Annotated in this window: 15 protein-coding genes; 8 read left to right on the forward strand and 7 right to left on the reverse strand. The window is 59.4% G+C overall.

Going from position 1 to position 13,144, the window contains the following annotated elements; genetic code table 11:
* Positions 1-14: 14 nt before the first annotated feature.
* Genes ASG19_RS22835 through ASG19_RS22855 form a run of 5 tightly spaced genes read left to right on the forward strand, consistent with a single transcriptional unit; the run spans position 15 to position 4,149 of the window.
* The gene (locus tag ASG19_RS22835) at positions 15-320 is read left to right on the forward strand and encodes a putative quinol monooxygenase (protein WP_062463371.1); all 306 of its coding nucleotides are present in this window, start codon (positions 15-17) and stop codon (positions 318-320) included.
* A 17-nt stretch (positions 321-337) separates the two neighbouring features.
* A complete protein-coding gene (locus ASG19_RS22840; protein ID WP_062463374.1) occupies positions 338-1,228 on the forward strand; it encodes an NAD(P)-dependent oxidoreductase in 891 nt (296 codons plus the stop codon).
* A gap of 35 nt (positions 1,229-1,263) precedes the next feature.
* Positions 1,264-2,259, forward strand: a complete 996-nt coding sequence (locus ASG19_RS22845; RefSeq protein ID WP_062463378.1) for a DctP family TRAP transporter solute-binding subunit — start codon at positions 1,264-1,266, stop codon at positions 2,257-2,259.
* 55 nt (positions 2,260-2,314) lie between these two features.
* The gene (locus ASG19_RS22850) at positions 2,315-2,872 is read left to right on the forward strand and encodes a TRAP transporter small permease (protein WP_062463381.1); all 558 of its coding nucleotides are present in this window, start codon (positions 2,315-2,317) and stop codon (positions 2,870-2,872) included.
* A complete protein-coding gene (locus ASG19_RS22855) occupies positions 2,869-4,149 on the forward strand; it encodes a TRAP transporter large permease (RefSeq protein ID WP_062463384.1) in 1,281 nt (426 codons plus the stop codon). Before ASG19_RS22850 ends, ASG19_RS22855 begins: the two co-directional genes overlap by 4 nt.
* A 13-nt stretch (positions 4,150-4,162) precedes the next feature.
* Here the strand turns inward: ASG19_RS22855 and ASG19_RS22860 are convergent, their stop codons facing one another.
* Together ASG19_RS22860 and ASG19_RS22865 are read right to left on the reverse strand one after the other, a co-directional pair.
* Entirely contained in the window at positions 4,163-5,074 is a 912-nt protein-coding gene (locus tag ASG19_RS22860) for a LysR substrate-binding domain-containing protein (protein WP_062463387.1), read from the reverse strand.
* Between the two features lie 591 nt (positions 5,075-5,665).
* Positions 5,666-6,589: an AraC family transcriptional regulator gene (locus ASG19_RS22865; protein ID WP_062463505.1), complete on the reverse strand. Its 924-nt coding sequence runs from the start codon at positions 6,587-6,589 to the stop codon at positions 5,666-5,668.
* A 147-nt stretch (positions 6,590-6,736) separates the two neighbouring features.
* Between ASG19_RS22865 and ASG19_RS22870 the strand changes: the two genes are divergently transcribed.
* Positions 6,737-7,390, forward strand: coding sequence for a DUF2306 domain-containing protein (locus ASG19_RS22870; RefSeq protein WP_244476265.1), 654 nt, complete (start codon positions 6,737-6,739; stop codon positions 7,388-7,390).
* 4 nt (positions 7,391-7,394) lie between these two features.
* Entirely contained in the window at positions 7,395-8,378 is a 984-nt protein-coding gene (locus ASG19_RS22875; protein WP_062463389.1) for an SDR family oxidoreductase, read from the forward strand.
* A 79-nt stretch (positions 8,379-8,457) separates the two neighbouring features.
* Here the strand turns inward: ASG19_RS22875 and ASG19_RS22880 are convergent, their stop codons facing one another.
* Complete coding sequence (locus ASG19_RS22880) at positions 8,458-9,378, reverse strand: NADP-dependent oxidoreductase (protein WP_062463391.1); 921 nt, start codon at positions 9,376-9,378, stop codon at positions 8,458-8,460.
* A gap of 9 nt (positions 9,379-9,387) precedes the next feature.
* Positions 9,388-9,831: an ester cyclase gene (locus ASG19_RS22885; RefSeq protein ID WP_062463394.1), complete on the reverse strand. Its 444-nt coding sequence runs from the start codon at positions 9,829-9,831 to the stop codon at positions 9,388-9,390.
* 89 nt (positions 9,832-9,920) lie between these two features.
* On the opposite strand from ASG19_RS22885, the gene ASG19_RS22890 reads away from it, so the two are divergent.
* Positions 9,921-10,835, forward strand: a complete 915-nt coding sequence (locus ASG19_RS22890) for a LysR family transcriptional regulator (protein WP_062463397.1) — start codon at positions 9,921-9,923, stop codon at positions 10,833-10,835.
* A gap of 49 nt (positions 10,836-10,884) precedes the next feature.
* Here the strand turns inward: ASG19_RS22890 and ASG19_RS22895 are convergent, their stop codons facing one another.
* The 3 genes from ASG19_RS22895 to ASG19_RS22905 form a co-directional block, all read right to left on the reverse strand.
* Positions 10,885-11,376: an ester cyclase gene (locus ASG19_RS22895; protein ID WP_062463400.1), complete on the reverse strand. Its 492-nt coding sequence runs from the start codon at positions 11,374-11,376 to the stop codon at positions 10,885-10,887.
* 81 nt (positions 11,377-11,457) lie between these two features.
* On the reverse strand, positions 11,458-12,357 hold the full coding sequence (locus ASG19_RS22900) for an SDR family oxidoreductase (protein ID WP_062463403.1): 900 nt from the start codon (positions 12,355-12,357) through the stop codon (positions 11,458-11,460).
* A gap of 11 nt (positions 12,358-12,368) precedes the next feature.
* Complete coding sequence (locus tag ASG19_RS22905; protein ID WP_062463406.1) at positions 12,369-13,097, reverse strand: SDR family oxidoreductase; 729 nt, start codon at positions 13,095-13,097, stop codon at positions 12,369-12,371.
* Positions 13,098-13,144 lie beyond the last annotated feature (47 nt).

Consider the following 13,144-nt stretch of genomic DNA (forward strand, 5'->3'; position numbering starts at 1 on the left):
GCGTGGACAGTCCGATGAGCCGCCAAGCTTTCGTCGTGATTGCGGACTTCCAGGTCAAGCCGGGCAATCTGCCGGCTTTCCTGGAGGCGGCGCAGGACGACGCCAAACATTCCGTGGCCGACGAACCGGGCTGCCGGCAGTTCGACGTCATCTGCCCGGAAGGCTCGGACGACACGGTTGTCTTCTACGAAGTCTATGACAGCCGCTTGGATTTCGATGCCCATCTGGAGACGCCCCATCTGGCGCGTTTCCGGGATGCTTTCCCGCCGCTGATCGTCGAAGAGCGCTCGGTGCGCTTCTCGACACGGCAATATCTGTGAGTGGGGAGGATGGACAGATGAACACCACCACGATCGCGGTCATCGGCACCGGCATCATGGGCGCACCCATGGCTGGCCGCCTGGCGGAGGCCGGTTACACGGTCACGGCCTGGAACCGGACATCGGACAAGGCATCGGCGCTGCACGCTCGGGGCGTTGTGCCTGCCAACGGCGCGGTCGATGCGGTGGCGGGCGCCGATGTGGTGATCTGCATGCTGAGCTCCGGCCCGGTCTGCGAAACGGTGCTGATCGATGACGGTGTCATCGCGGCGATGCGGCCCGGATCGATCTTAGCTGTGATGAGCTCGATCCCGGTCGAAACGGCGATTGTCTTGGCAAAGGCTTGTGGTGATCGTGGTATCGCCTGTCTCGACGCTCCGGTTTCGGGCGGGGAGAAGGGCGCCAGGGATGGGACGCTTGCGATCATGGCGGGTGGAGATGAAGCCATCGTTGATCGCCTTCGCCCGCTGTTTTCCTGCCTTGGCCGCGTCACGCATGTGGGCCCGTCAGGAAGCGGCGCTCTGACGAAACTCGCCAACCAGCTGATCGTCGCCTCGACGATCTGTGCGGTTGCCGAGGCCCTGACATTGGCACGGAGCGGCGGCGCGGACCCGGCCCGTGTTCGCGAGGCATTGCTCGGCGGGTTCGCCGATTCAACCGTCTTTCGCCAGCATGGGTTACGCATGGTAGAGGGCAATTTCACGCCTGGCGGTCCGGCGAAATATCAGGTGAAGGATACATCGACGGCATTGGGTTTTGCTCGAAGCCGTGGATTGACGCTTCCGGTCAGCGAGGAGGTTGACCGGCTTTTCAAGGCCATGGTGGATCATGGTGACGGAGAACTCGACCACAGCGGCGTCATTCTCGAACTGCAACGCATGAATGCGGGTGGAGGCAGCTCCGCCTGATCTATCGTCGTGACTATCAAATGGGAGGAATGAAAATGAAACACTTCACACTTCGCAGCCTGCTGGCTGCAGCCACCATGCTCACCGCATCGTTCGCGCAGGCCGCGACGCTGACCTTGTCAACGCCCGATCCGGATACATCCGAAATTACCGTTGCCGCCAACAAATTCGCCGAACTGGTTTCGGCCAAGACAAATGGCGAACTGACCATCAAGGTGTTCCCGAATGGGACCCTGTATGGCGGCGATCCTTCTGCTGCCATCAAGCAGCTTTCCGGCGGGTCGCTCGACATGCTGGTGCTGGCAACATCGCTCTATGCAAACTTCAATCCGAAGTTCTCCGCCATCTCCATTCCCTACCTGTTTGATGACGAGGCGCAGCTGCGCACCTATCTCTCGGGCGAACAAGGGCAGGAACTCATAACCGACCTTGGCAAGATCGGCATCAAGGGCATCAATCTCTGGCCGCGGCCTTTCCGCCAGATGACCAACTCTAAGCGTCCGATCGAAAAGCCGGAAGATCTGGTCGGCCTGAAGTTCCGCGTTCCCAACAACCCGCTCTGGGTCGAATTCTTCAAGAAAATGGGTGCGGCTCCAACCCCGATGGCATTTGCCGAGGTCTATAACGCCCTGCAGCTGAAGGTCGTCGACGGCCAGGAAAACCCGATTAACGTGCCGCTCAGCGCCAAGTTCTTCGAAGTGCAGGAATATGCGTCGATCACAAACCATATGGCCGACGGTTGGGTGCTTGGGATCAACCCGGCCAAATTCGAAGGCCTGAGTGCGGCGCACAAGAAGGCGATCGAGGAAGCTGGCAAGGAAGCGGAAGCCTGGAAGGTTGCAAACGACGCGGCAACCGCTGAAAGCACGATTGCCGAGCTGCAGACGCGCGGCATGCAGGTCAACCGACTGACGCCGGAACAGCAAAAGGCATTTGTCGCAGTCTCCAAGGGGCTGTTCCCGGTGTTTGCCGGTCTGGTGAAGGACCAGGCATTCTTCGACAAGACCGTTGCTGCCGTCGGCAAGAACTGATCCGCACGCCCCCACCGGATCGGCCGCAAGATCGATCCGGACAGGAGAACATGCCATGTCCAAAAGCCCCTCTGTGTTCGGCAGGGCCCTCAAGGTCACGACCGATTTTGCAGCCGGTATTGCCGTCTTCGGCGTTTTGCTGGTCGTCCTGCTTCAGGTGTCCAGCCGCATTCTCGGTTACCCTGTTTCGTGGACCGAAGAAGCCACCCGCTACCTGTTCGTGTGGATGATCTTCCTCGGTCTCGCGGCCGGTTTCAGAACGGTCGAAACTGCACGCGTCACCGTCCTCATCGCGTTGATGCCGCGTTTCATCCGTCGACTGTCTTTGCCGATCTACGTGGTGAGCTCGGTGATCTTCTTCATCCTGACCGGATGGACCGGGTATCGCCTTGTGCAACAGCAGCTGATGATGAATGAGACGGCGGCGACGCTTGCCGTTCCGATGTGGCTGATCGGCACGATCATGCCGCTCAGTTCTATCCTCGGCGTTCTTGCCATCGTGGAATCGCTTAGAACCCGTCGCGACCTGATCGAGCTTCCGGAGTTCTCGCAAGGCATGCCTGAACTCCTCCTCGCGCAAAGCGCGACACCGAATTCGGAGAAGCAGCCATGAGCCTCGTTCTTCTAGCCCTCTTCCTAGTCATGAGTGCTTTCGGCGTTCCTCTGGCCGTCGCGCTTGGGCTTGCCAGCGTTGCTGCTATCCTGCTGTTCACCTCGACGCCGATCGATCTTTTGGCGCAGAGCATGTTCTCCGCCATGAACTCGTTCCTGCTGGTCGCCGTGCCACTGTTCATCCTTGTCGGCGTGCTGATGGAGCGCGGTCGCGTCGCCGAAAAGCTGTTCGACTTCGCCGAAGCCATTGTCGGCTGGCTTCCGGGCGGGCTCGGTCATGTCAATGTCGCATCCTCCGTTATCTTCGGCGGCGTCTCCGGTTCGTCTGTCGCAGACATCGCCTCGATCGGCGCGATCGAGATCAAGGCCATGGAGCGCCACGGTTTCCCCAAGGGTTATGCGGTCGGCATGACGCTGTGCAGTTCGACGCTTTCATCAATCATCCCACCCTCGATCCTGATCGTGATCGCAGGCTCGATTGCCAATGCCTCGATCGGAACCTTGCTGGTTGCCGGCTTGATCCCGGGCCTGTTCATCGCGTTTATGCTGATGGTGTTCAACCACATCTACGCCGTGCGCCACGGTTACAATCCGCCGACGCCCTTCAACCTGCGCCTAGTCTTGACGACCGGCATTGCGGCGATCCTCCCCATGCTGACCCCGGTCATCCTGATGGCCGGCATCGTCGGCGGCTATTTCACGCCCACGGAAGCAGCCGGCATCGCCGTCCTGTACACGCTGTTCCTGTCGGTTGTGCTGTACCGGACGATTTCGGTACGTGACCTGCCGGGGCTCTTCGTCGAAACCGCGCGCACATCCGGCACGATCCTATTCATCGCAGCGACCGCCAAGCTTGCGGCCTGGGTGTTCACTTATGACGGCCTGCCGGCGCAGGTCGCGATGTTCCTAAATGCGATCAGCACGGGACCAACCATGGCGCTGGTGTTGATCTTCCTGTTCCTGATCGTGGTTGGCATGTTCATGGATGCCATCGCCGCGATGTTCATCCTGATACCTGTGCTTCTACCCCCGGCGGTTTCGATTGGTGTCGATCCCATCCATTTCTTGATCGTCATGGTCGTTACGCTGACGTTGGGTCTGGTCACGCCGCCGGTGGGTGTATGTCTCTTCGCCGTGGCACAGGTTGCGAAGATGTCGATCGAAGACGTCATTAAGGGCTCGCTCGCGCCGATGTCGATCCTCGTGGCCGCTATTCTTGCGCTCGTGCTCTTCCCGCAGCTGACCTTGACGCCGATCCGGCTTCTGGGTCTCTACTGAGCAAACGGAAAGCTCAGCCTGTCATGGCACCGAGCGGGTGCGCCAATTGCCACGTTTCCCGCTCGGCCCGCAGCCAGTCGAGAAACAGTCGCACCTTCTTCTGGCGCAGATGATCGCGGGGGCAGACGATCCATTGCGTCACGATCCGGACCACCGGGGGTGAGGCGACCGGGCAGACAAGCCGTCCGCTTTTCAATTCCTCTCCCATCATCAGCGTGCTTTCGAGCGCGATCCCCATGCCGCGCACGGCAGCATCGATCGCCATATGGCTGCGATCGAAAAGCACCCTGCGCCAGCGTTCTTGCGGCGTGATCCCGGCCAGCGGAAACCAGGTCGTCCACTGCGCCTGCGATTTGGCTGAATGAATAAGGCGCCGCTTCAGCAGATCTTCTGGCGCTTGGCTGCCGGCTTCCGCATAGTCAGGAGAGCAGACGGGGTAAAACTGTTCTTCGGCGATCCCCTCAACAAAGAGACCCGGCCAGCGGCCGTCCCCATGGCGTAACTCTAGATCGACCAGTTCCTGGTTGAAGTCGGTCGGTTCATTCGTGCCGTCCAGACGAATTTCCATATCGGGATGACGGTCGAGAAAATCACCCAGCCGCGGCAGCAGCCATTTGTTGGAAAGCGTCGGCGTGGCACGGATGGTCAGGGTCTCAACCGAGCGAAAGCCGCGGATCGTGCCAGTGGCCTCCTCAATATGCTCGATCTGGTCCGCGATCATAGAGAAATAGCGTTCGCCGGCCTCCGTCAGCGCAATGCCGCGGCCTGCCTTCGCCAGAAGACTGACCCCGAGCTGAACTTCAAGGACCTGGATCTGCTGGCTGACGGCGGATGGCGTAACACTCAGCTCTGCAGCGGCGCGCGAAATACTGCCGGTGCGTGCCGCCGTGTGGAAGACCAGAATTGCCTTGATTGGAAGCTGCATACTCGTCCACTGCGGTTTGGGCCCAACCCAGATCTCTACCTGGACGAAACGAAACGATCACGTCAATATCCGAACCAGAACCAACATTTCGTGGTGTCACTAAATAAGACGGACTATGCGCTCTACGGGTTGCAGTTGCCACTGAGTGGCCTGCCAACCTATCTCAAACCCTTTCCTCGAAGAACCAGACAGACCATTGACGTTTTCGTGGCTGTAAGGTCGCTGCTTCAGCCTCGGCCCTAGTCCTCAAGACTCAGGGATTCACTGATGGCCGATTGCTGCGTGGCAGGTGTCTGCGGCTGACAGTCTGATCCCGATCCCCTCACGCGATGATTTGCGCTATTCGCCTTCTTTTCCCCGCTGCCCGATAACCGTCACCATCAGACGGAGCGGAGGCGATGAAACGTTCTTACGGCCAATCGCAGCGATCGAGACGGGAGCAGAGCAAGCATTTCCTCGGAGGGGACGAATTTCATCCAAAAAGCGGCTGAACTAATGGTCGGCGGTTCGTATCCCATCAAGGCGACGGTAGCCTCTAGTGACCGGAGGTCCCCAAATTCTTCTGGTGTTAGCTCCGGTCACGATGCAGCCCTAGACAGAGTGCCCGCCGCTCATCCTTGTGTGATACTTACGAGGCGAGCAGCCCATAATGCGCTTGAAGGCGGTGCTGAACGCACTGTCAGAGTCATATCCGACCGCCACCGCGGCTGAGGCAATTGTTCTGTGTGGCTGCCTCAGAGCGTTGGCGGCTAACATCATGCGCCAGCGCGTCAAATATTCCATCGGACTGGCGCCGACGATCGCCTTGAAGCGGAGTGCAAAGACCGTGCGCGACATGCCAGCGATTTTGGCCATTGCCGCGACGCTCCATCGATCAGCTGGTTTAGCATGCAGGGCTGCGATGACCGCTGCGACGGGTGGGTCAGCTAACGCCGAAAGCCATCCAACACGTGCGCCGTCCCGCGCTGTGAGATGCTGGCGCAACGCCTGAATCAGTACCAGGTGGGAGAGGTGCTCAACGAGAAGATCGCTTCCTGCTCTAGGTGTACGCAGCTCCGCCATCATCCGGTTGAGCGCCCAGCGCATTGCCGTCTGATCTGTTTCGTCGTTGATATGGACAACGGGCGGAAGCATGCCCAATAGCAGACTTGAGTCTGGACTGTCGAAACCGAAATGCGCGGCACAGACAAAACAAGTGCCGCCCTTCTCATAGGTGACAACTTCCCCATTGCTCCGGCCGGCGAAGAAAACAGCGGCATCCACGGATGTGAGGCCTTGGTTGCTGCAAATGCGAAACGGACGACCGCTCGGCAGCAAGACGCAATCCCCGGCTTTGAGTCGGAGCGGCGTGGCGCCGTCCTCCAGCGTCAACCAACATGCACCTTCCAGCACCGCATAGCAGTACAGGCCCTCATGTGGTGGAAACCGGATTGAAAGGTCGCCTCCCACATCGGTGGCGCCGGTCTCCAGTCGACGAGGCTTCAGTATGGTCAGGATGTCGGACAATGGATCCATGTTTCGAACGATCTCGAAGATTTCTAGTCTGAACGAGCATAGATGGTTCGCAAAGGGAGGGGTAGTCTTCGGAAGATGTAAAAACAAAGGAAATCTCATGCCTACGTCTCTCGTTGTGTGGTTGAGATGCTGCATCTTGGGAATGCTATGAAGATGGTGCATGTATCTAGATCGCGCCTGGGCCTGCTCGTCTGGGCGTCCACGGCAACGATCTCAACCGTGGTGGCGCTGGTTTCCTATCGCTATCTTGTGGGCCAGGGGCCGGTCCCCCCAAATATCGCTGCCAACCGGCATTTTGATCCCTGGATCGCGGTGCACGCGGCCGGTGCTGCTACAGCACTGCTTCTCGGACCGTGGCAATTTCGGCCGCGATTAAGAGTACGGTGGCCGTTTCTTCACAAGTGTATCGGTCGCATTTACGCACTTGGTTGCGCGAGCGGTGGCCTAGCGGCGCTGGTGCTGGCGACTGGTTTGTCCTCGGGTCCCGTGGCAGGTGCGGGTTTCGCTGCCCTCGGCTTGGCGTGGCTTATAACGACGGGTCTTGCAGTACGCGAGGTTCTTGCCGGCCGTATTGCACCGCACCGGCGCTGGATGATCCGGTCCTTTGCGCTCACGCTCTCAGCAGTGACACTTCGTATCTACCTGCCGCTCTCGGACGTCTTCAACGTCGAATTTCTAACAGCCTACCGCACTATCGCATGGGCTTGCTGGCTACCGAACCTTCTGCTCGCCGAGCTCTTTCTCTGGCGTCGTCCGACAAGCGTTCTGTTCGCTCACCCCGTGACAACTTCCAAGGAGTAACTAGATGCGTATCTTTATGACAGGGGCAACCGGCTTTGTCGGCCCTGCGCTCATTGAGCATCTGTCGACAAAAGGCCACGAGATCGTCGGATTGACCCGTTCAAAGACATCAGACCGTCGCTTGCGGTCTCTAGGCGCCCGTCCGCTTGCAGGGAGCATCGTCGATCTTGATATTCTCCGTAGAGGAGCTGCCGAGGCCGATGCGGTCGTCCATCTCGCCTACAGCTTTTCGCCGGGCGACCTACCGCGCCGGCGCTTGTTTGGCGCTCTCCTCGGGGGATGGCCCGGCAACACCGTCGCGAGAATGATGCTGGCTATAACGGCCACGAATGACGCAGCAATAGATGCGTTGGCTTCGGCGTTGACTGGATCCGGACGCCCGATGGTGACGGCGTTCGCTACGATGGGCGTGGCCGGCCCTCCAGGCGCGCGCGCCGAACGCCTTGCTGTGGAAACCGACTTACCCGATCCCCGCTCGCCCGGTCACGTTCGTGCTGTCAGCGAGGCCTTGGTAAGGCAATGGGCTCAGCGTGGCGTGCGGGCATCCGTGGTTCGGCTCGCGCCGTCAGTGCACGGTCGGGGCGACAGGGGTTTGATTCCGCAACTCGCGACGGCTGCCCGCAAGAATGGTGAAGTGCTCTATGTCGGAGACGGCTCAAATCGATGGAGTGGGGTACATATCGGCGATGCCGTCTCTCTCTTCGAGCTAGCGCTTGAAAAGGGACGGGCGGGGGGTGTTTACCATGGCGCCGCAGAGGAGGGGGTCACATACAAGCAGATTGCTGAGATCATGGCCAAGGATCTCGGTCTTCCAGTCCGATCCGCAACATCGCTTCAAGCCAAGCGCCAGTTCGGCTTCCTGGCGCCCTTTGTGGGAGTCGATAACCCTGTCGACAGCCAGCGGACACAGCAAGAACTCGGCTGGCGGCCGGTTGGCCCCGCATTGATCGACGATCTCGAAGGATTGGATTATTTCGGCACAGCATAAACCGTTCAGTAGCGACTAGCGCTAAGAAGGAAGAGCCGGGCAAAAACGCCGCCCGGCTCCATTGCTCCCACGAGGACGATCAGAAACTCAGGATGATCTTGCCACGCGCCCTGCCAGATGCCTGGCGATCGAAAGCTTCTGCGAACGAGGTGATGGGGAATTGACCGTCGATCAGGACTGAATGTCCTTTCGCGCCCATGGCCTTAACCAGATCCGAGAGCCGTCTTGCGTTCGATGTATGGAACACGAACGCACCTTCGGCTTTGTGGGCGGTTGCCAGTGCCTGATCGGGCGGAGATACGGTTGAAAGCAGCTTGCCACCACTGCGCAAAACGTCGAAGGACCGCTGCTGTGTTTCCCCGCCGATCGTGTCCAGCACGACATCGATGTCGGAAACCTTGAGCGTAAAATCCTCGGATCGATAGTCGATGACCTGATCGGCACCCAGTTCCCGGGCAATTTCCACGCCATTCCCTGAAGTGGTGGCAATGACTCGTGCGCCAAATCCTCTGGCAAACTGGATGGCGAAACTACCGACTCCCCCGGTACCTGCATGCACCAGTACGGTCTGGCCGGCCTGAAGATCTGCCATCTCTACAAGTGCCTGCCAGGCTGTTCCTGCAGCCGTCGGCAATCCGGCTGCGCTGTTGAAGTCCAGCTCTTCAGGAACAAGCGCCAGTTGATCTTCAGGAACGATGGCGTAGTCTGCGAAAGCGCCACCCTTCGTCGGATCGAGCCGCGCCATGACCCGATCGCCCGTCCGCCACCGCGAGGTCAGTGAACCCGTTTTCTCGATCGTGCCTGCGAGATCCGTGCCCATGGCAGACGGGAAGCTGAGCGGGAAGTAGGCATGCACCTGACCGCGTTGCAGCTTGATGTCGAGTGGGTTTAAGGCTGCGGCTGCGATGCGGACGAGCACCTCTCCGTCTTTCGGCTCAGGGATAGCGGCGTCCTGCAGAACAGGTATTTGTTCATAGTCTGAGAGAATGATCTGTTGCATTGTCAGCTCCTAGTTCTTGACCGGCCAGGCACCCATCTGGGCAAACCAGCCCATCCAGTCTTCCATGTGCCAGGTGTGGGTAATCCGGCCGTTCTCGAATGCATGGAACTCATGGATCGGAAGCGAGAATTCGCGGCCGGTCGGGGCAACCCCGAACCAGTCTGCAACGTGGCGTCCGGTTATCACGGCGCGGACCGCAGCCCTGTCTGGCCCACCGATCACATCGACGATCTCGATCTTGATGTCAGCAAACGCCTCCGAAAAGGCGGCGATCATGGGCTTGAATCCATCTCGGCCCGCTGCCTGCCCGGGAGCAAGCGGGATGTCTTGCCATTCGAGGACGACGCTTTCGTCAAGAAGTGAAGGGTATCCTTCGAACGCCCTGTAGAAGGTACGAAGCATCTGCAGATCGGCGGCGCTTATTCCGCTGTATGATGGTCGTTCGTTGCTCATATCAATCTCTCCATGTTGACGATGAGCAACAATACGCCGTTTGATTTCATCATTGAAATCGATATCGAATATGCGGTAACATCCACAGCATGGATTTGCATGGCATTGACTTAAACCTGCTTGTTGCCTTCGATGCGCTCATGGCCGAGCGGAGCGTGACGCGCGCAGGCATACGGATCGGGCGCACACAGCCGGCCATGAGCGCCGCGCTATCCCGTCTTCGTGCTCTCTTGCAGGACGAGTTGTTTATTCGTGGCCCAGACGGGTTGCAGCCGACGCCGCGCGCGCTCGATCTCGCCGAACCGCTTGGCCATGCGCTGGCAGAAATCCAGCGGACCCTGGAGTTCACGCAGGTTTTCGACCCCTCGAAGTCAACTGTTACACTCTCGATCGGCTTGTCAGAACACGCGGCGTTTGTTGTCCTACCAAAACTGCTTGCTGTCCTGCGAACTCAGGCGCCGGGTATCGTTCTACGGATCCGCAACTTCGACCACCGCGACGCGGTCCTTTCGCTTCTGGATTCAGGGGAGGCAGATCTGACCGTCGGTGTTCCGCACACGCCAGCCGGTCGCATCCGGAGCGAACGTCTATTCGAGGAAAATTTCGTCTGCGTCCTCCGCAAAGACCATCCGCAAGCAGACGCAGAGCTAACGCTCGACTCTTTTCTCCAGATGTCGCATCTTCTGGTTTCTCCGGAAAACGAGCGTTTCGGGATGGTCGATGCCGCGCTCGGGAAGCTGGGACTGCGGCGGCGCCTTTCGCTGACGCTCCCGCAAATGTACGCCGCGCCGCCGCTCGTCGCGTCATCCGACCTGATAGCGACGCTAATGAACGGCGTCGTTGAAGCATCCGGGTATCGCGAACAGCTTCACGTTCTGAAGCCGCCATTGGAACTTGGCACGGCGAAGTTCGACATGGCATGGCATAGGCGCAACGACGTTCACCCCGCGCAGCGCTGGCTGCGTGAGGTGATCGGGTCACTCTTTGAAAAGGCCGCCTCCTAGACTGGCCACTGCCAGAAAGGTTAGACGGCGTGCGCGGGTGTAGCTCGCCTCAATCCTGGTCGCGCAGCTGGCGCGCCGCGCGCGCCCAGTCTTCGACGTGATATGTCCGGGCTACTCTGCCATCTTGAACTTCGTGGACATCGATGGTCATGATCCGGAAGGCGTGACCGGACTGGGCGACACCGAGAAACTCGCCGACAGGTGTGCCTTGAGCTTCGCTGCGAACAACAACCCTGTTCCCCATCGTGACAACATCCCGGATCTTGAACCTGAAATCCGGTACCTTGGCGATCCGGGCGCTCCATCTCGCGATCGTCGCTTCGCGGTCATCGCAGGCATTGGTAGAACCGCAATTCTGCCAATCCTTTGTCGTTCCGCTTTCAAGATGAACGCGCACATCCGCTGGTGACGCCGCGGTGAGTGCGTTATAGACAGGCCGCACGACCTCGATCGCTTGGTCGACGGATAAACTGCCCTGTGTAGCAGGAGATGGCGCTGCCAACGCGATGACCAAGCCCGCGGTTTGGAGGATGTCGCTCATGGGTATGTTCCTTTGGCAAAGGTAGGATCTGCTTGCGGTTGCGTGTTCGGGAGCACTTCCGAGCGTTTGGCGATGGTCAGGCTATGGACGCTCGGGCTTCATGAGGTCGGCTATCCCAAGTCCTTCGAAAAACGAGAGCTGCCTGGCGCCGATCAAGGCTTCGATCTCGTCCGTCCCTTTGCCTTGTGGGTCGATCGAAATCCTGAACGGTTTCTCTCCGAACGGAAGATCGAGAACACCCTTCACCGCTTTGCCAACGGATTCGACAGTCAGACCTAGGCCTTTTTCGGCATCCAGCACCTCAAGCGCTGTGCCGAGGCCGCCAAGACGATCCGGAAGCTCACCGTATTGGCTGACGACGGCAAGGCTCTCCGGTCCATGTGCGTCCGCGAAATGTTCCGTTCCTGACGTGAACGCGCCGGGCACAACGATGACACTCTCGATGCCAAAAGGTGCGGCTTCGAAGCGCATCGCTTCAGCCAGAGCCTCGCCCGCCGCCTTGCTGGCGATATAGGGTCCGATGAAGGGCTCATGGATGCGCGAGGTCGTGCTGCCGACATAGACAAGGATGCCTTCCTTCTGCCGGCGCATGATCGGCAGCGCTGCCCGGTTCACCCGAAGCCAGGAGATCGCGTTGGTGTCTAAAATCCTTGCCATTTGCGCGGGTGTAAAGGCTTCGGCAATGCCGACCATCAGCATGCCCGCATTGTTGACGACCACGTCGAGACGGCCGGTCTCCAGCAGGACCTGATCGAACGCTGCTCTTATGCTCTCCTCCGAGAGGACGTCGAGCTCAAGCGCGCGCAGGTCGACCTGCTTCTCCGCCGCGAAAAGCGACATCTGCTCGACACGTTCCTGGTTTCGCTCCTTTAGAGATCGCATCGAAGCGTAGACAATGTGGCCCGCGATGGCGAGCGTCTCGGCGATGGCGCGACCGATACCGGATCCGGCACCTGTGACGACAATGACTTTCTGAGACATAAGATTTCTCCTTAAGCCAAGCCGCCATTGGCGCGCACGACCTGGCCATTGACCCATCCAGCTGCGTCGGACAGAAGAAAAGCGACGACCTCGGCAATGTCCTGTGGCTGTCCCAGACGTTTGAATGGTGCCGCTTCCGCCATGCGATCGATCTCGGTCTGGCTCTTGCCCGTAACGAACAAATCCGTTTCAACCGGCCCAGGAGCCACAGCGTTGACGGTAATGCGCCGACTTCCAAGCTCCTTGGCAAGTACGCGCGTCAGAGCCTCGACGGCGGCTTTCGTGGCGTTGTAGATGCCGTAGCTTGGAGGGTTGAGGGCAAGCGTCGTGCTGGACATGCTGACGATCCGGCCGCCGTCCACGACGCGTCGTGCAGCTTCGCGGATAGCGTTGATTGCGCCCCGAAGATTTGTATCGAGTTGTTCGGTAAGTCCCGCGTCGTCCAGATCCTTGATCAAGGACGGCCTGATGATCCCCGCACTATTAACCAGCGCGTTCACGTTGCCGTAGGCGCGTCCGGCCTGGTCGAAAAGTTCCTTCACATCTGACGCTGATGAGACGTCCGCGCGCACCGCGATGGCATTTCCTCCGCGTCCTACGATCTCTGCGACGACTGACGCGGCTTCGTCATGATTATTGGCGTAATTGACGACTACGTCCCAACCGTGTGCTCCAAGGAGCAGCGCGGTGGCGCGACCGATCCCTCGCGATCCGCCCGTGACAATAGCTGTTTTTTGCATATGACATGCCTCCTTTAGGCTTTCCTTCAGCCATCTTACGGAGGTGT

Source organism: Rhizobium sp. Leaf306 (assembly GCF_001423425.1).
In the GTDB taxonomy this organism is placed as follows: domain Bacteria; phylum Pseudomonadota; class Alphaproteobacteria; order Rhizobiales; family Rhizobiaceae; genus Neorhizobium; species Neorhizobium soli.

What these genes read in the sequence shown, in the direction of transcription:
- ASG19_RS22840 (WP_062463374.1), top strand. Translation starts at nt 338, where the DNA reads ATGAACACCACCACGATCGCGGTCATCGGCACCGGCATCATGGGCGCA.
- ASG19_RS22875 (WP_062463389.1), top strand. Translation starts at nt 7,395, where the DNA reads ATGCGTATCTTTATGACAGGGGCAACCGGCTTTGTCGGCCCTGCGCTC.
- ASG19_RS22905 (WP_062463406.1), bottom strand. Translation starts at nt 13,097, where the DNA reads ATGCAAAAAACAGCTATTGTCACGGGCGGATCGCGAGGGATCGGTCGC.
- ASG19_RS22880 (WP_062463391.1), bottom strand. Translation starts at nt 9,378, where the DNA reads ATGCAACAGATCATTCTCTCAGACTATGAACAAATACCTGTTCTGCAG.
- ASG19_RS22895 (WP_062463400.1), bottom strand. Translation starts at nt 11,376, where the DNA reads ATGAGCGACATCCTCCAAACCGCGGGCTTGGTCATCGCGTTGGCAGCG.
- ASG19_RS22850 (WP_062463381.1), top strand. Translation starts at nt 2,315, where the DNA reads ATGTCCAAAAGCCCCTCTGTGTTCGGCAGGGCCCTCAAGGTCACGACC.
- ASG19_RS22835 (WP_062463371.1), top strand. Translation starts at nt 15, where the DNA reads ATGAGCCGCCAAGCTTTCGTCGTGATTGCGGACTTCCAGGTCAAGCCG.
- ASG19_RS22890 (WP_062463397.1), top strand. Translation starts at nt 9,921, where the DNA reads ATGGATTTGCATGGCATTGACTTAAACCTGCTTGTTGCCTTCGATGCG.
- ASG19_RS22845 (WP_062463378.1), top strand. Translation starts at nt 1,264, where the DNA reads ATGAAACACTTCACACTTCGCAGCCTGCTGGCTGCAGCCACCATGCTC.
- ASG19_RS22870 (WP_244476265.1), top strand. Translation starts at nt 6,737, where the DNA reads ATGAAGATGGTGCATGTATCTAGATCGCGCCTGGGCCTGCTCGTCTGG.
- ASG19_RS22855 (WP_062463384.1), top strand. Translation starts at nt 2,869, where the DNA reads ATGAGCCTCGTTCTTCTAGCCCTCTTCCTAGTCATGAGTGCTTTCGGC.
- ASG19_RS22885 (WP_062463394.1), bottom strand. Translation starts at nt 9,831, where the DNA reads ATGAGCAACGAACGACCATCATACAGCGGAATAAGCGCCGCCGATCTG.
- ASG19_RS22900 (WP_062463403.1), bottom strand. Translation starts at nt 12,357, where the DNA reads ATGTCTCAGAAAGTCATTGTCGTCACAGGTGCCGGATCCGGTATCGGT.
- ASG19_RS22865 (WP_062463505.1), bottom strand. Translation starts at nt 6,589, where the DNA reads ATGGATCCATTGTCCGACATCCTGACCATACTGAAGCCTCGTCGACTG.
- ASG19_RS22860 (WP_062463387.1), bottom strand. Translation starts at nt 5,074, where the DNA reads ATGCAGCTTCCAATCAAGGCAATTCTGGTCTTCCACACGGCGGCACGC.